The following is a 16,393-nucleotide window of genomic DNA, read 5'->3' as shown; positions in this document are numbered from 1 at the left end:
ACCTTGTTAAAATTTACTTATCGAGTATGCGTAGTTACATCAACTAAATAAAGAAATTACGATAGATAACAGCCATCGCTATTTATTTGCAGTTTGTGCTTAGCTTGGTAAAGTCGAGTTAATTTAAAATACTAATAAAAGACCCCCTAATATGAAAAAACAACTACTGTCTGCTTCTATCGCACTTTTATGTTTAAACAGTATAAATGCCTATGCTGTTACTTATGTATCTGCTAAGGCAATGCTTGATGTTCAAAGTGGTAAGTTAATACAGTCACCCCTTATTACCATAGATAATGGCGTGATCACCGCTATTGATAGCAATAAAACGCCTAAGCTTAATAAAGGAGATGAACATATTAAGCTGCCTGAACTGACACTTATGCCAGGATTAATGGACATGCACGTGCATTTAACCAGCGATCCAACGGTACCTCGCAGTGACCGTGTAGGACAATCGGTACCGCGTATGGCTGTAAAAGCAGCGTACTTTGCGAAAAAAACCCTTGAAGCTGGGTTTACTACCGTGCGCAACGTAGGCGCAGAAGGTTACAGCGTAATTGCAGTACGCGATGGAATTAACGCAGGCGATATAATTGGCCCTCGTATTTGGGCAGCAGGCCCCTCTTTAGGTATTACCGGCGGCCATTGTGATAACAACCGTTTGCCACCTGAGCTTAAATATACCTCGCAAGGCGTTGCCGATGGTCCATGGGCGGTACGCGTTAAAGTGCGCGAAAATATTAAATACGGCGCCAACGCCATTAAATTTTGTGCCACAGGGGGAGTATTTTCAAAAGGGACTAAATTGGGCGCACAGCAGTACTCGTTTGAAGAAATGAAAGCCATTGTAGATGAAGCGCACCTTCGCGACTTACCAGTAGCCGCGCATGCTCATGGTACAGATGGTATAAAAACCGCAATTAAAGCCGGTGTTGATAGCGTAGAGCATGCCAGTTATTTAGATGACGAGGCAATTAAATTAGCTAAAGATCATGGTACTTGGCTTTCAATGGATATTTACAATACCGAATATACACTGAGTTTTGGTGAGCAAAATGGCGTAGATGAGGAAAACCTAGATAAAGAACGCCAAGTATCTAAAGTACAGCGTGATAGCTTTAAACGTGCAGTGAACGCCGGCGTAAACATGGTATTTGGCACCGATGCTGCTATTTACCCGCATGGCGATAATGCTAAACAGTTTTCTCGCATGGTTGAGTTTGGTATGACTGAACTGCAAGCAATTCAAGCATCTACTGTAAATAGCGCAAAGCTATTAAAAATGGATAAGCAGTTAGGCCAACTTAAAACCGGCTTTGCAGCCGATATTATTGCAGTAAAAGGCAATCCGCTTAAAAATATTGCAACACTTGAGCACATTCCTTTTGTAATGAAGGCAGGGGTAGTTTACAAAAATTAGTAACTCTTTTTAGATAGCTCTACATAAGGCCCGCTTTTAATTTATAGCGGGCCTTTAATTTAAGTCTAAATAATTTTTATGCCTAAACAATTTATAGCTGAAACTTTGGCCAACTTAGGCTGAAAAGCTAATCGTACATTTAAAAAGCATAAGTTACGCTTACCAATTTCAACACGCTTAAAAAAACAGCAAACAGATTGTTATTAAAGTTTTTTTTGAACTTTTTATTTATTTTAATAACGATAACCATTATCATTCACGCAACTTGTTAAATACGAATACTTACCATTATATGCATAACTTTAAATATTCTTTACTTACCCTTGCTTGTTTAAATGCACAATTAGCCTTTGCCGATGACATAAAAGTTGAAGACAACATAGAGCGCATTAGCGTTTACGAAAAACAAAACCGTGTTGTTATGAGCTCTGGCTTAGCTACTAAGTCAAACATGTCGTTAATGGAAACCCCAGCTCCTGTGGTTATTATTGACCGTGAACTTATTGAATCACAAGGGGTTAATAGCCTGCAAGATTTAGTACGCAACGTAAGTGGTTTAACTCAAGCCGGCAATAACTACGGTATTGGCGATAATTTAGTTATTCGCGGCTTAGATGCCAATTACACCTACGACGGTATGTATGGCGGTGCTGGGCTAGGTAATACCTTTAACCCGACTCGTTCACTTACTAATGTTGAATCGGTTGAAGTACTAAAAGGCCCTGCTACTGGTTTATATGGCATAGGTAGCGCTGGTGGCGTAATAAACCTAATTGAAAAAAAGCCTGAGTTTAACGAAAAACATAAAGTGGGCGTAGAGCTTGGCCAGTGGGATAGTTATGCACTTTCGATTGATAGCACCAATGCTATAACCGATAATTTAGCCTACAGGGTCATGGCTAAAACAGCTTCAAGTGCCGGCTTTCGTGACTTAAAAGAAGATCGCGACGAAATTTATACCTCGCTTAAATATGTATTCGATAACAAACAAAATATTATGCTCTCCGCGGCCTACATTAAAGATGCCATTGCAGTGGATTCAATTGGTCACCCTATTCGTATTTACGATGCAAATTCGGTAAATGGCCTAACGTCAGATCAAGTAACCGGTGCTGATTTAGTAAATGATCCGTCTGGCAATGGCTTGCAATTATCTGAAGCGCAGCGCATTGAGCTTGCAAATTCATTATCGTCTTCAGATGGTTTAACGCCTTACAGCTTTGGTACTAATGGTATTATTTCACCTATGGCTAAAGATAACGAAGGTGAGGAGCTGCGTTTTAAATTAACCCACAACTACTTTATTACCGATGATTTGTTTTTGAATCAACAATTGCAGTATCGTAATTACACCTCAAGCTTTGCTCGTCAAACCGGGGCTTATAATTACGTGTATTCAACCCGCAGTGGAGTAATAAATCAAGATCCGCGCGCGCCACTAGTTGAAGACGGTGTACTTTACCCGTTTGCAGCACGCCGCCAAGAGTATCGACAAGTGGAGGCCGACGAGAAGTCGTGGCAGTACTTTGCCGATTTGCGTTACGACTTTTCAGTAGCCGATATAGACAACGAGTTATTAGTAAACGCTAATTATGAAGATAGAGATATTGGCTTTAAACAATACTCTATTTATGATGCCGATAAAGTGATCAACGATAGCGACGGTAACTTACTTTACCAAGGCACTCTGCCCTACATTTACGATATACGAGAGCCTAACTGGCCAACGGGTAACTTTGAAGATTACGATCCGCTTAAAACAAGTGACTACAATAAAAAAGTACAAGCATGGGGGCTAGGTATTCAACATGTAAGTTATATTAATGAAGCCCTTACTACACGTATTGGGGTTGCCTATAACCGTATTAAACAAAGTTACGAGCATTTAGGTGTAGATGAGCGCTACAGTTCAAGCCTTGCAAACCCAACACCTGAGGCAAATACATCAGACAGTGGTTTAACCTATAATTTAGGTGCAACTTATCAGCCAACTGAAGATTTTTCGATATTTGTTAATCATTCTAAAGGGCGTACAGCCTACAGTGTTTTAGGCTCTGTAAGTGGTAATGAAACCGACAGAGAAGATTCTGAATCGTTAAGTAACGATTTAGGATTTCGCTTTAAGACCTTTGACGATCAGTTATTAGCGTCTATTGTGGTATTTGAAAGTGCACGAACTAATTTAGAGTATGCTAATCCTCTTTATGAAGCGGGTGTATCTGCAGAGGGTGTAGTTGAAAGCTTTTATAATGGTAAAGAAGAAACCAAAGGTGTGGAGCTTGATTTAAACGCTTACTTAAACGATAAATGGAAAATAAACGTCAACGGCGTATACCAAGATGCGCGCGATCAAAGTAATCCTAATAGCAGCAGTTTTGACACTCGCCAAAAAGGTGTGCCCTATGTAACTGCCAGCACTTGGGTAACTTACTACGCAAACATGTTTAATTTACCAGAGGCAGTAAATATTAGCGGCGGTATTACTTTTGTAGATAACCGCAGCACTAACTCTAGCTCGTTTTCGATTCCGGATGGTTATGTACCTAGCTATACAATTTATGACACTGCCATTTCGTACACAACTGATAAATGGCATATGCAGCTAAATCTTAATAATTTATTTAATAAGCATTATTACTCTAAAGCCATGTTTTTAGGCGGTATGCCTGGGCAAGAGCGCAATGCTAAATTGAGTTTTAGCTACACACTTTAACTAGGATTTGTCACTAAAATAATTAAAGGCGTACATACTTAATATGTACGCCTTTAATTGCCTTTTTTAACCGTTAAATAGTAACAACTATACGACCGTTAATTTCGCCTTTAAGCATATCGTCAAAAATTTCGTTAATATCCTCTAAGCGTTTTTCTTCAATAATTGCTTTTACTTTACCTTGTGCTGCAAATTCTAAGCACTCTTGTAAATCTTTTCGAGTACCTACAATAGAGCCCACAACTGACACACCATTTAATACTGTGTCAAAAATAGGTAATGGCATATCCTCTGGCGGTAAACCAACTAACACACACTTACCACCACGGCGTACACTTTTATAAGCTTGCTCAAAACCAGGCTTTGAAACTGCAGTACACACGACTGCATGCGCGCCGCCTACTTGTTCAAAAATGGCTTCACTGGGGACCACTTCTTTAAAGTCGAGAGTAATATCTGCGCCAAGCTCTTTAGCCAGCGCTAGTTTTTCTTTGCCGGTATCAACTGCTATAACATTAAACCCCATTGCTTTAGCATACTGTACAGCTAAATGCCCAAGACCGCCCACTCCCACAATAGCAACCCATTGCCCGGGTTTAGCCCCTGACACTTTAAGTGCTTTATACGTGGTTACTCCAGCGCAAAATAATGGCGCGGCTTCTGAAAAGCCAAGCCCTTCGGGTATTTTTACTACGTAGTCACCGTGTGCTAAACAATATTCGGCGTAACTACCATCTATAGAGTAGCCGGTATTATGTTGTGACAAACACAGGGTTTCTCTGCCATCTAAACAAAACTCACAATGCCCACATGCACTGTAAAGCCAAGGCACACCAACGCGATCGCCTACTTCTAGGTGTTTAATATTGCTACCAACCTTTTCAATTACACCTACGCCTTCGTGGCCCGGCACTAAAGGCATTTTAGGTGCAACAGGCCAATCGCCATGACATGCGTGTAAGTCGGTATGGCACACCCCACAGGCCGCTATTTTTACTAGTACATCATTTATGCCAACCTCTGGGATAGGCATGTCTATTATCTGTAATTTACCTTTAAATTCATTATTAATTGCAGCTTTCATAATCATTCCATCGTTTAAGTAATACCTATAAAATAAGTATTAATGTGTATTAAAAATAAACGTCATTGCTTTATACCCATTACAACTTAAACCAATATAGCTGAGTGATTATTAATCTAAATCAAACTTTAGTCTGACAGTAATTGCTTAACTCGCTGTAAGACCTTGCCATACTCAATAAGCGTGCTAGCATTAGTTTCTGAAATTACTAAAAATTAAGAAGTTATGAGTTTATCCGACAAAAATTTTTCCTTTGTAATGCACTGTGGTGAAATGGGTAGCCGCTGGGGATTCAATCGTACTATTGGACAAATGTGTGGCTTATTGATTATTACTAAAAATCCGATGACCGCGAACCAAATTGCAGAATCCCTCAGTATTTCACGCGGTAATGTCAGTATGGGCATTAAAGAACTGCAATCGTGGCAGCTAATTAAAGTACAACATATTCCTGGCGACAGAAAAGAATATTATGCCCCTGCGGGTGATATTTGGGACATGGCTAACCGGGTGTTCGAAGAACGTAAAAAGCGCGAAGTAGAGCCTACTCTAAGCTTACTGCGCGATAACCTGTTAGACACTGCAAACAACGAAGATGAACTTTACGCACAAAAACAAATGGGCGAAATTCATAACTTGCTTGAAACAGTGACTAAATGGTCGTCTGAGCTACAGCGTTTAACTCCTGAGCAACTTAATAAGCTAATGAAGTTAGGCTCTGGTATCGGTAAGGTAATTGATTTAAAAGATAAAATATTCAAAAAAGAGTAAGTTAAACCCAAAATCTAAAAAAAGCCGCAATTGCGGCTTTTTTTAGATACTTATTTAATCTGTATTATATTTTTGGATAGCCAATTCTGTCTGACAAGTAGCCAACACTGGTAGCAAAGTAGTATGAGCGATTCCAGTGCATAAATACTTTATAGTTATCGTAGGCTAAGTACATACGACCATTCATATCATCTGGCATTACCAACGCTGCTCGCACATCTACATTTGGCAGATCACTACCATCTGCACGGCGCACACCTAGTGCTTGCCAATCTGCTAATGAACGTTCTGAATCATTCCAAAATTCTAACCATTGCTTGCGCGTTTTAGTACCACGCACTAGCACGTATTTACTGTCAAAATTTTCTGGTAACTTAACCTGGCGACCCCATGTAAGCGAGTCGTTCCAACCTTCTTGCTTTAGGTAATTAGCAATAGAGGCGAATGCATCTTCTTTGGTCGTCCAAATATCTTTGCGACCATCGTTATTATAGTCAACCGCGTAAGCGTTAAATGAAGTTGGCATAAATTGCGTTTGCCCCATAGCACCTGCCCAAGAGCCTTTAAACTTGTCAAGGGTAATGTGCCCTGACTTTAAAATATCAAGCGCAGCCCAAAGCTGTTTTTTATACATGGTTTCGCGGCGACCATCGAATGCGAGCGTAACAAGCGATGAAATTACATTATGACCACCTTGTATAGCACCAAAGTTACTTTCAAGGCCCCAAATTGCCACAATAAAGCGCGCTTGCACGCCAAAGTCTTTAGCTACTTTTTCCAGCACTTCTTGATTTTCGGCGTATAATTTACGAGCACGATCAATTTTCCATTGCGGTACACGTTTAGGTAAATAGGTTTCAAGCGTTTCTTTGACTTCTGGCTGATTTTTATCAGCAGATACTATTTTTTCTTTATAGCTTGCACCAGCAAATGCTTGATCAATAAGCTGGCTGTCGTAACCCTTTGCAATTGCTTCTTGCTTTAAAGCGTCTAAATATGTTTGAAATTCAGCTTGGGTTTTTGCCATTACAGATGTGCTTAAACATACTCCACATAAAATTATGGCTAATTTTTTAATCATTCTCGGCTCCGTTTTCTTTTCGCAATTGGCTTAACAGATTCTCTTGCGGAGGCGGTATTTGTAAATAATACCCTTTTTCTGTCAATGCTGCTTTTACGGTTTCTAAATCAGCTGTACCTAACACCTCACGTTTTGCTAGGTTTATCAGCATCACATATTTAGGTTGACCAAACATAGCCATTAAAGGTTCCGGAACTTTAGTAAAATCATCTCTTTTTTCAACAAATAAGAAGCTATCCGCTTTTTTCTTACTTTTATATACCGCAGTGAGCATTATGGCCCTATAAATTCTTGCTTAACAATGATTCACACTATAACATGAGAGCAATAATAAGTTAGAAAAATTAGATTGAAAATTTCAATAAAGGCCTTATTCAGCCTGCGTTTATCTAAATTTAATCTCTGATCAGATAATTCAATTGAGCGTGTATGTCAGAACAAATTTTTGAGCTAAAAGGGAATCTTTTTACGTTATCAGTTTTACATCTTTATAGTACTGATATAAATCTTTTAGCAGAGCAACTGTATATAAAAATAGCCCAAGCACCCAAGTTTTTTGAAGGTGCGCCTATTGTTGTTAACTTAAATGAGATAAAAAATAACTCTCTCGATTTTGTCCATTTAAAATCATTACTTGAGCGCATGAGCTTTAATGCGGTTGGTGTATGTAATGGCTCAGACGAGCAACATACACAAGCTAAAGCTGCTGGCCTATCGGTATTAAATTATTCACAAGACGTTAAGAGTGAATCTGTTAAAAAAGAACCCAATACATCTATTGTTGAAAAAACAGTGCACTTGCCTGCACAAATAATTAATGGCACGGTACGCTCTGGTCAGCAAGTTTATGCAAAAGATCGCGATTTAGTGGTACTAGGTGCTGTAAGCCATGGCGCAGAAGTTATTGCTGATGGCAACGTACATATATACGGAACCCTGCGTGGCAGAGCAATCGCTGGTGCAAAAGGGTTTAAAAACGCACATATATTTTGTAATCGCTTAGAAGCAGAACTCGTTTCAATTAATGGCAATTACTGGATCAGTGATTCACTGCAAGGTGAACACTGGGGTAGCGCTGTGCAGATACAACAAAAAAATGAATCATTAGAAATTTCAGCTTTGGTTAAAGGATAAATCTCATGGCAAAAGTTATTGTCGTTACCTCGGGTAAAGGTGGTGTTGGTAAAACAACGTCAAGTGCCGCAATTGGTACAGGCTTAGCATTAAAAGGCTACAAAACAGTTATTATCGATTTCGATATTGGCTTACGTAATTTAGATTTAATTATGGGTTGTGAACGTCGTGTAGTGTACGACTTTGTAAACGTAATTAATGGTGAAGCAAATTTAAATCAAGCACTTATTAAAGATAAGCGTGTTGATAAACTATTTTTACTTCCTGCGTCGCAAACACGTGATAAAGACGCCCTAACACGTGAAGGTGTTGAGCGCGTACTTAACGAATTAAAAGAAGATTTTGATTACATTGTTTGTGATTCACCAGCGGGTATTGAAGCTGGCGCTATGATGGCAATGTACTTTGCCGATGAAGCAATTGTAACAACAAATCCTGAAGTATCCTCAGTGCGAGATTCAGATCGTATTTTAGGTATTTTACACAGTAAGTCTAAGCGCGCTGAAGAAGGCTTAGAAAATATAAAAGAACATCTATTAATTACTCGCTACAACCCAGATCGTGTTTCGAAAGGTGAAATGTTATCGGTTGAAGATATTCAGGATATTTTAGCGATTGATTTATTAGGCGTTATTCCTGAGTCTCAAGCAGTATTAAGTGCATCTAACTCTGGCCAACCTGTTATTTTAGACAGCGAATCTGATGCAGGCCAAGCTTATGCAGACGCTATTAGCCGCTTACTAGGTGAGACTGTCGACTTTCGCTTCTTAGATGTAGAGAAAAAAGGTTTATTCAAACGGATATTTGGAGGTTAACGTGTCTTTACTTGACTACTTCCGCTCAGAAAAGAAAAACAGTGCGTCATTAGCAAAAGAGCGATTGCAGATCATAGTCGCGCACGAACGTTCTCAACGAGGAACGCCGGATTATTTGCCACAATTAAAACAAGATATTTTAGATGTGATCCGTAAATACGTTAACGTGAGCAGTGATGCAGTCCAGGTTCAGTTTGATCAGAATGAAGATGACTTAGCCGTGCTAGAGCTAAACGTAACCTTGCCTGACGAAGAGCCAAAAGTATAAGCCAGTAATTAAGCATTAAATTACTGTTAGCAAAAAAGCCGTTCATTAAAGTGATCGGCTTTTTTATTTTTAACTTTAGAGTTTATTGGCTTATATAAATTACAAGTAGAATAATCATATTTTAATTAGCCTTGAAAGATCAACATATCCTAAACTCTAATTTGTATTATATTTTGGATATGAACAGAGAGCCACTTGGGCTCTCTTCTTGGTTCAGTATTAAAATAGCTTATTTAAAACTTATAGTTTGCACCTAAGTAAAAGCGTCGGCCTGAATATTTATTATAAGTAAAGCGGTTACTTTGTTTCCAATAGCCTTCTTCAATCTCTTCAGTTAAATTAACAATAGAGGCCGTGATTGAAAGGCTTTCATTAATATTATAACCAGCGTTAACATCTAATTGACCGTATGCTTTGGTATACATATTATAACCTTTATGTATGCCATTAGCCCTGTCGTCCTTCCAGTTATAAGATGCTCGTACACTAAAGTCATCATTTTCAAAGTAAACTGAAAGATTATATTGATGCTTAGCCGTACCCGGTATTTCAGCTTCAGTTATTTGGCCGTCAGTTGATACTTTACTACTGCTGGTTTCTGTATATGTATAGTTTCCAAGTACACCAAAGCCACTTTCAAATGAGTGCTGGAAGAAAAGTTCTACCCCGTCAGAACTTGCATCACCGCCGCCAACTTTGGTGCTCATTTCAACATCAAATGGTCCATTACAACAATCATGTTCGCGCTGTACAATTTCCACACTAGAAATCGGTAAATTAGCAATATCTTTGGTAAATAAAGTGGCTCCTAGCGCCGAACCCTCACCGTAATACCACTCGAGTCCTAGATCAAACTGATCCGATATCATAGGCTCTAAACCAGTATTAGCTGCTGTTCCAAAACCGCTACCTGTCCATGAGTCTGGTGAGTTAATATTAACAGGCGGGCCATAAGATTCTGCTTGGCTCAAATCAGCATAACTTACTCGCGACATGGTACGTGCAGCAGCAAATCGAACCACAATATCAGTACTCGCATCCCATGCTAAGTTAAAGCTAGGTAAAAATTCACTGTTATTACTGCTACGGTTATTAGGTGTAATACTATCGTCATCTTGACCAATTACATCATCGTAAGTAAGAGTTGATAAATCTGTTTTAACGTACCTTACACCTATATTCCCTCTAAAATCTTGCCATTCAAAATTAGACTGCACATAAGCAGACCATATTTTTTCTTCTAATGTATAAGTACCCGCTAAAGTAGGAACTACTGTTTGGGTGAAGTTATCCTGTATATATGCATCTAATGCAGCAAAATCGAAGGCCAAATAATTAAACGCTCCTGTATTACCCGCACTGTTATCAACTACATTATCGCTAACGAGTGACTCAGGATCTGGGTGAAAGTCAGGGTTATGAAACCATTCTGTGCCTGGTAAATAGCCACGATAACCACCGTTATCAGCTATACCATCATCCCATCGGAAGTCATTTCTTGAGCCTTCAATTTGATGATCTCGATATTTAACACCTGTAAAAATAGTGGTGAATATACTGCTGTCTACATCAAACTTAATATCTGTTTGTGCGTAATCTTCAGTGTCTTTATTTTCTGATGAGTAAGAATCAAACCAATCATAGTATTGGTATGCTTTTTTATCCGAGGCCAGATCTGTTGAAATGTCGTAACTGGGTTTGCCACCAACCGTTGACCAATGCCAGCTATTTACTGAGCCTTGTCTGGCATCTATATTGGCGTATGTTTCTTTTGAAGTACCACCCTCGGCTTGGGTGCGACCTACTTTAAAAGATGCTGTAAAAGTGTCGCCATGGTAGATCCCTTCAAAATCAAAGGTATCTGACTTTGATTCACCAATTTTTTCACGACCTGTTAATTGCGGCGACAATAAACCACGGCGTATAGCAACGCCATTATTAACATCGGCATCTCCCCAGTTTTGATCATTGAGCAGGCCATTATCTGCATTGCCGTAACCAATAACAGTATCACCGTCTAATTGCACACCAAAATATGGATTATGGTTATCATTCCACTCAGCAAAAGTAATTGCCTGTCCTATGTCATCGTAGCCCACTTTAGCACCAAAATAATTTAGGTTTAACTCTAAATTTGCACTCGGGGTCCACTGCACTGCTAGCTGATAACCATCACGAGTACGATCTTGAGTTGAGTTGTTAATATACATGCCGCTAGGCGCCCAAACATCATTGTAAACCTCCCCGGTAGCCTGATCCACTATTGCAGGACGATCTGCTTTTTCATCTGTATCGGAATGTAGGCGCCATCCCATTGCATCATTCGAAATCGTTTTTACTGTTCTATCTTGTCGTGTAAATCCAGCAAGAACACCAAATGTTGATTCTTGATTTTTCCATGAATACAGTAAGTTAAGTTGTGGTTCTGTTTTCTCAGTAACATCCGCATAAGTAAATTCGGCACTAACAACGCCTTCATTAGCTTCCATTTCTAACGGTTTTCGCGTGTGTAAAATGACTGTACCACCAATTCCGCCTTCATCTATTCGTGCTTCGGGGCTTTTATAAACCTCAACACTGCTAATCATATTTGCTGGTAATAAAGCATAGTTAAAACTGCGCGATGGAACGCCAGAATCTGACGAGGCAATATAGTTGCCATTTAATTGAGTTAACGTCCAGTCTGATGAGGTACCACGAATACTAACGCGGTTTCCCTCACCGCCACTTCGGTCAATCATTACCCCTGATACACGTTGAAGAGAATCTGCAATGTTTTTATCTGGAAACTTACCCACATCTTCAGCGGTAATAGCATCAACAACAGAATTTGAAGTACGCTTAAGCAATAAGTTTTTAGCTGTACTCGAGTAAATTCCTCTTACTTGGATTACTTCAATTTCTTCACCAGTCGTTTCTGCATATACATTAGATGAAAGCACGCCTAAAACAGCGCAACTAATTAATGATGCTTTGAATAAAGATGCAGGAGAGCGGTGTGTTCTCTGTTTTTTAAATCCTGAGGCGTTTTTTATTATTTTTCCACTGTTATTATTAACCATTATTATCTCCAGTAGTATTATAAGTGTTGTCAAATAGTGTTCGCGAGCAATTAACGCTTAGGTTATATACTTCCACAGCTTTGCTTTGTACGAGTTAACACTTTGTTAAGCTGCGTTTCAGGATAGGGATACAGTACAAAAAGTGATAATAGTATTTCGGTGAACACTAGTAAAAAATCGGCGTTTACTAATAAATAGATTTTATTAATCTCAACCTGGTTTATAGTATCCATGCTCTGTTTGTTATTTTGAGCGACACCTATTTAAATCGTAATACTTTGATTTAAATGTCTTATATTACAATTTTTGATAAGCATTCACTTTTCGATTTATTTGCTAATCGGATTTTTTAAAGAAATGATAGGCTCAACAATGCGTAATAATTTTGAAATCTGCTTAAGCGCAGATGAACTTGATAAGTTAGCTAGTAATATTCACATTGCATTTACCTGTGGTGCAAGCAGAGTAGAACTGTGTAGTGCCATGCATCTTGATGGCCTAACTCCTAGCATTGCAGCGATTAAGGTTGCCCGTGAAAATATGCCTCATGACGGTGACTTGTTAGTAATGATAAGACCCATTAGCAATTTATTTGAAGTCGATAGAGCACTGCTATCTACTATGTTAGAACAAATTGAAAGTGCGGCTAAGTTAGGTGCAACAGGAGTTGTATTTGGTGCTATTAGTCACGGTAAACTCGATATTAAAACCACTAGAACACTGGTAAAACATGCACAAAAATATCACCTCAGTGTTACTTTTCATCGCGCATTCGATTGTATTGAAAACTGGCAAGACGCTCTCAATTTATTCATAGAGCTTGGTATTAGTCGTGTATTAACTAACGGAACAAAGTGGCTTAGTAACACTAGCATAATACAAAATATACAACACTTAAAAACGCTAATAAACTTTGCTGACAATCGAATAGAGGTCGTTATTGGTGGTGGAGTTACTAGCAGTAATGCAGCTAAACTGTGGCAAATAGCAAGACATAACAATAATCAAGTTTCGCTGCATGTACACTCTGCTGTATATAAACAAGATGGGTATTTAGATCCTTTAGCAGTGTGTACTCTTGCTGAAATAATAGGAAAAAAGAATGAACGATAATACATCTACTGCGCTATTTTTAGGCATTGACGGTGGCGGTACAAAGTGTAAAGTTAGGCTCGAAAATGCCCAAGGTAAACTATTAGCTGAAGCTATAAGTGGGCCTGCAAATATTGCCACCTCTATTGAGGTGGCGCAAAAGTCAATTATTGCAGCAACACATACAGTATTAAGCAAAGCAAAATTACCTACCACCGCAATATCATCCATTGTGGCTTGCGCTGGACTTGCTGGAGCGAATATAAAAAGCGCTATGCTAGTAATGCGCGATTGGCAACATCCATTTGCCGAACTGAGCTTAACCACAGACATAGATATTGCCTGCCAAGGGGCTCATTTTAATAAACCTGGAGCCGTAATTATTTTAGGTACTGGATTTTGTGCAGGAGCTAAAAAATCTAATAAATGCATAGACTTTGGTGGCTATGGCTTACTGTTAAGCGATGGTGCAAGTGGCGGATGGTTAGGATTAAACTTATTTCGCTATGCGTTAGAAGTAACCGATGGTTTGTTACCAACAAGCCCATTAATTAATGCGCTCTTAGCACAAATTAACTGTACCTCTAGTAGCGATATCACTCAAATAGCACTTAAAGCAAAGCCTGCTTACTTTGCCAGTTTTGCTCCTTTAGTGTTTTCTATGCCTGATGATCCCTATGCTAAATCACTTTTACAATATGCCGCTAAATTTATAACCCGCTATGTAGATCACCTAGTGAGTATGGGTTACCCCAGGGTTTCTTTAATCGGTGGTACAGCAGTAAAAATTACGCCTTGGTTAACTGCACAAACACAACAGTACCTTAGCAAAGCTAAATCGACTCCTGAGCAAGGTGCAATTCAATTAGCAAAACACAGCCATAAAATACTTTAATCTTCTATTTTATTACGTAATTGAGACGGTATTTCACCGAACAACCGTCTAAATTGCTTACTAAAATAACTCGGCTCCGAAAAACCACATTGATAGGCAATTTGTGAAATAGGTAAGCGTGTTTCAACTAACAGCTTACGTGCATTTTCAAGGCGGATTTCGTTAATAAATTGATTCGGTGTTTTAGCTAAATGTTTTTTAAAACGCCGCTCTAATGCACTTACTGAAAGGTGCGCTAATTTAGCGAGTTCATCAATAGTTATTGTACGATGATAGTATTTTCTGATGTATTCAACAGGCTCTTCAATTACCCTAACATGAGATAATGCTTTAGATGTTTTTTCTAAGTGACGAGTTACGCCATAGGTGCCTAAAATAGTATCATTATCACCTCTTAGTACCTGTTTAGAAGTAGAAAACCACGCTAATTCACCACTTAGTGTTTGATTAAGTTCAAGTCTGTCGGTAACAACATGCCCCTGCATAACCCGTTTATCATCATTTACATATTGAAAAGCCAAATGCTTTGGGGAAAAGTCAAAATCAGTTTTTAGTAAAATCTGATCAAGTGACTTAAATCCTTGGTGCTCTATAAAATGTTGATTGCAATGTAAAATTCTACTTTGCGTATCTTTAACCCAAAACAAAATATCAGGTAGCAAGTCAAATGCGGCTATTAATTGGTGTATACCCGCTTTAGTTATAATTTTATCTTCATCCATTGTGCTATTTAGCGCCCCTACGCGTATTTATTTATATCTTGCAAACGCCGATTTTGTCTCATTGTTAACCGAATTACTATTATCACTTAACATTTCATTTCCCTATTATAAATAACATGTTTTTAACTTACTTTAGTAATCTTATTTACTAAAAGGAGCTTTTCCATGAATAGTAACAAAATACGTATGGGCATGGTGGGCGGCGGCGAAGGTGCTTTTATAGGGGCTGTACATCGTATTGCAGCACGTTTAGATGGATTAATAGAGTTAGTAGCCGGTGCCTTTAGTTCAGACTCAGCACGGAGCACGGCTGCAGGACAAATGCTTGGCTTAGATCCCGCTCGATGCTACGCAAGTTATCAAGCCATGTTTGAGGCAGAGTCATTATTACCAGCAGATCAACGTATCGATTTTGTCGCTATTGTAACGCCTAATCATTTGCATTTTCCTATTGCACAACTCGCTATTCAATATGGTTTTCATATACTTTCCGATAAGCCCGCTACTCTTAATTTAGAACAAGCATTAATGCTAAAAAAACAGCTTGAAACTAGCCATGTTGTATACGGGCTTACACATACCTACACAGGTTACCCAATGGTTAAAGAGGCTCGCCATCGTATTGCTAATGGTGAGCTTGGCAATATTCGTAAAATAATTGTTGAATATAACCAAGGTTGGTTAGCCAATAGCAATGACGAAACATCTAAGCAAGCACAATGGCGTTTAGATGCTAGCAAGTCAGGTATTAGTTGTTGCATGGGAGATATTGGGGTCCATGCAGCTAACTTAACTGAGTACGTGAGCGGCTTAGAGATTACTGAACTATGTGCTGATTTAAATCACGTTGTCCCCGGCAGAACTCTAGATGATGACGGTACTGTATTGCTACGCTTTAACAATCACAGTAAAGGAGTGTTAATTGCCAGCCAAATTGCCTTGGGCGAAGAAAACAACCTCACTCTGCGTATTTATGGCGATAAGGCCAGTATTGAATGGTCACAAATGGAGCCTAATAGCTTGTGGTTAAGAAGTCATAACGCCCCCGCTACTTTGTTACGCGCGGGTGTTGGCCCACTTTGTAACGCTGCCACAAATGCATTACGTACTCCAGCAGGCCACCCTGAGGGATATCTTGAAGCATTCGCTAATATTTATGTAAATTTTGCTAAGCAAGTTCAAGCCAGTAAATCAGGGCTGACAACAGTAAACAGCGAGTTTGATGTACCCGGTATTCATGAAGCAATTCGTGGCATGGCATTTATTGAAAATGCGGTGTCTGCATCAGCACAAGATACCAAATGGCATACTTTTAAAATTGGATAAAATAATA

Annotated in this window: 14 protein-coding genes; 9 read left to right on the top strand and 5 right to left on the bottom strand. The window is 39.0% G+C overall.

Going from position 1 to position 16,393, the window contains the following annotated elements; all coding sequences use genetic code 11:
- The first annotated feature begins 151 nt into the window (after positions 1-151).
- Positions 152-1,423, top strand: coding sequence for an amidohydrolase family protein (locus tag J5X91_RS02480; protein WP_208834004.1), 1,272 nt, complete (start codon positions 152-154; stop codon positions 1,421-1,423).
- A 292-nt stretch (positions 1,424-1,715) separates the two neighbouring features.
- On the top strand, positions 1,716-4,136 hold the full coding sequence (locus tag J5X91_RS02475) for a TonB-dependent receptor (RefSeq protein WP_208834003.1): 2,421 nt from the start codon (positions 1,716-1,718) through the stop codon (positions 4,134-4,136).
- A 73-nt stretch (positions 4,137-4,209) separates the two neighbouring features.
- Here the strand turns inward: J5X91_RS02475 and adhP are convergent, their stop codons facing one another.
- Positions 4,210-5,220, bottom strand: a complete 1,011-nt coding sequence (adhP, locus tag J5X91_RS02470) for an alcohol dehydrogenase AdhP (RefSeq protein WP_011330135.1) — start codon at positions 5,218-5,220, stop codon at positions 4,210-4,212.
- A gap of 225 nt (positions 5,221-5,445) precedes the next feature.
- On the opposite strand from adhP, the gene J5X91_RS02465 reads away from it, so the two are divergent.
- A complete protein-coding gene (locus tag J5X91_RS02465) occupies positions 5,446-5,991 on the top strand; it encodes a MarR family transcriptional regulator (RefSeq protein ID WP_058375105.1) in 546 nt (181 codons plus the stop codon).
- 64 nt (positions 5,992-6,055) lie between these two features.
- Here J5X91_RS02465 and J5X91_RS02460 read toward each other — a convergent pair whose 3' ends face one another.
- Positions 6,056-7,072, bottom strand: coding sequence for a lytic murein transglycosylase (locus J5X91_RS02460; RefSeq protein WP_208834002.1), 1,017 nt, complete (start codon positions 7,070-7,072; stop codon positions 6,056-6,058).
- Complete coding sequence (locus J5X91_RS02455; RefSeq protein WP_179806791.1) at positions 7,065-7,346, bottom strand: YcgL domain-containing protein; 282 nt, start codon at positions 7,344-7,346, stop codon at positions 7,065-7,067. Before J5X91_RS02455 ends, J5X91_RS02460 begins: the two co-directional genes overlap by 8 nt.
- A gap of 155 nt (positions 7,347-7,501) precedes the next feature.
- Here J5X91_RS02455 and minC point away from each other — a divergent pair, with 155 nt between their 5' ends.
- From minC to minE, 3 genes are read left to right on the top strand one after another with little or no spacing between them, the layout of a single operon-like run.
- A complete protein-coding gene (gene minC, locus J5X91_RS02450; protein ID WP_208834001.1) occupies positions 7,502-8,206 on the top strand; it encodes a septum site-determining protein MinC in 705 nt (234 codons plus the stop codon).
- Between the two features lie 5 nt (positions 8,207-8,211).
- Entirely contained in the window at positions 8,212-9,021 is an 810-nt protein-coding gene (gene minD / locus J5X91_RS02445) for a septum site-determining protein MinD (RefSeq protein ID WP_011330130.1), read from the top strand.
- Between the two features lies 1 nt (position 9,022).
- The gene (gene minE, locus J5X91_RS02440; RefSeq protein ID WP_024604840.1) at positions 9,023-9,289 is read left to right on the top strand and encodes a cell division topological specificity factor MinE; all 267 of its coding nucleotides are present in this window, start codon (positions 9,023-9,025) and stop codon (positions 9,287-9,289) included.
- Between the two features lie 233 nt (positions 9,290-9,522).
- Here the strand turns inward: minE and J5X91_RS02435 are convergent, their stop codons facing one another.
- Complete coding sequence (locus tag J5X91_RS02435) at positions 9,523-12,351, bottom strand: TonB-dependent receptor (RefSeq protein ID WP_208834000.1); 2,829 nt, start codon at positions 12,349-12,351, stop codon at positions 9,523-9,525.
- Positions 12,352-12,723: 372 nt separating this feature from the next.
- Here J5X91_RS02435 and J5X91_RS02430 point away from each other — a divergent pair, with 372 nt between their 5' ends.
- A complete protein-coding gene (locus tag J5X91_RS02430) occupies positions 12,724-13,464 on the top strand; it encodes a copper homeostasis protein CutC (protein WP_208833999.1) in 741 nt (246 codons plus the stop codon).
- A complete protein-coding gene (locus tag J5X91_RS02425; protein ID WP_208833998.1) occupies positions 13,454-14,338 on the top strand; it encodes a BadF/BadG/BcrA/BcrD ATPase family protein in 885 nt (294 codons plus the stop codon). Before J5X91_RS02430 ends, J5X91_RS02425 begins: the two co-directional genes overlap by 11 nt.
- Here J5X91_RS02425 and J5X91_RS02420 read toward each other — a convergent pair.
- Positions 14,335-15,060, bottom strand: coding sequence for a helix-turn-helix domain-containing protein (locus J5X91_RS02420; RefSeq protein ID WP_208833997.1), 726 nt, complete (start codon positions 15,058-15,060; stop codon positions 14,335-14,337). The genes J5X91_RS02425 and J5X91_RS02420 overlap by 4 nt on opposite strands.
- A 165-nt stretch (positions 15,061-15,225) precedes the next feature.
- On the opposite strand from J5X91_RS02420, the gene J5X91_RS02415 reads away from it, so the two are divergent.
- Positions 15,226-16,386 carry a Gfo/Idh/MocA family oxidoreductase gene (locus J5X91_RS02415; RefSeq protein ID WP_208833996.1) on the top strand — a complete coding sequence of 387 codons (1,161 nt, stop codon included), beginning with the start codon at positions 15,226-15,228 and terminating at the stop codon, positions 16,384-16,386.
- Positions 16,387-16,393 lie beyond the last annotated feature (7 nt).

Source organism: Pseudoalteromonas sp. K222D (assembly GCF_017653575.1).
Lineage (GTDB): Bacteria > Pseudomonadota > Gammaproteobacteria > Enterobacterales > Alteromonadaceae > Pseudoalteromonas > Pseudoalteromonas nigrifaciens.
Note: the sequence above shows the minus strand (reverse complement) of the source record. Positions and strands in the feature narration are given on the sequence as shown.

Bases quoted from the DNA above. Each gene is read 5' to 3' on its own strand.
- J5X91_RS02430 (WP_208833999.1), top strand. From the start codon at position 12,724: ATGCGTAATAATTTTGAAATCTGCTTAAGCGCAGATGAACTTGATAAG.
- J5X91_RS02455 (WP_179806791.1), bottom strand. From the start codon at position 7,346: ATGCTCACTGCGGTATATAAAAGTAAGAAAAAAGCGGATAGCTTCTTA.
- J5X91_RS02465 (WP_058375105.1), top strand. From the start codon at position 5,446: ATGAGTTTATCCGACAAAAATTTTTCCTTTGTAATGCACTGTGGTGAA.
- J5X91_RS02480 (WP_208834004.1), top strand. From the start codon at position 152: ATGAAAAAACAACTACTGTCTGCTTCTATCGCACTTTTATGTTTAAAC.
- J5X91_RS02475 (WP_208834003.1), top strand. From the start codon at position 1,716: ATGCATAACTTTAAATATTCTTTACTTACCCTTGCTTGTTTAAATGCA.
- J5X91_RS02460 (WP_208834002.1), bottom strand. From the start codon at position 7,072: ATGATTAAAAAATTAGCCATAATTTTATGTGGAGTATGTTTAAGCACA.
- adhP (WP_011330135.1), bottom strand. From the start codon at position 5,220: ATGAAAGCTGCAATTAATAATGAATTTAAAGGTAAATTACAGATAATA.
- J5X91_RS02420 (WP_208833997.1), bottom strand. From the start codon at position 15,060: ATGGATGAAGATAAAATTATAACTAAAGCGGGTATACACCAATTAATA.
- minD (WP_011330130.1), top strand. From the start codon at position 8,212: ATGGCAAAAGTTATTGTCGTTACCTCGGGTAAAGGTGGTGTTGGTAAA.
- J5X91_RS02425 (WP_208833998.1), top strand. From the start codon at position 13,454: ATGAACGATAATACATCTACTGCGCTATTTTTAGGCATTGACGGTGGC.
- minC (WP_208834001.1), top strand. From the start codon at position 7,502: ATGTCAGAACAAATTTTTGAGCTAAAAGGGAATCTTTTTACGTTATCA.
- J5X91_RS02415 (WP_208833996.1), top strand. From the start codon at position 15,226: ATGAATAGTAACAAAATACGTATGGGCATGGTGGGCGGCGGCGAAGGT.
- J5X91_RS02435 (WP_208834000.1), bottom strand. From the start codon at position 12,351: ATGGTTAATAATAACAGTGGAAAAATAATAAAAAACGCCTCAGGATTT.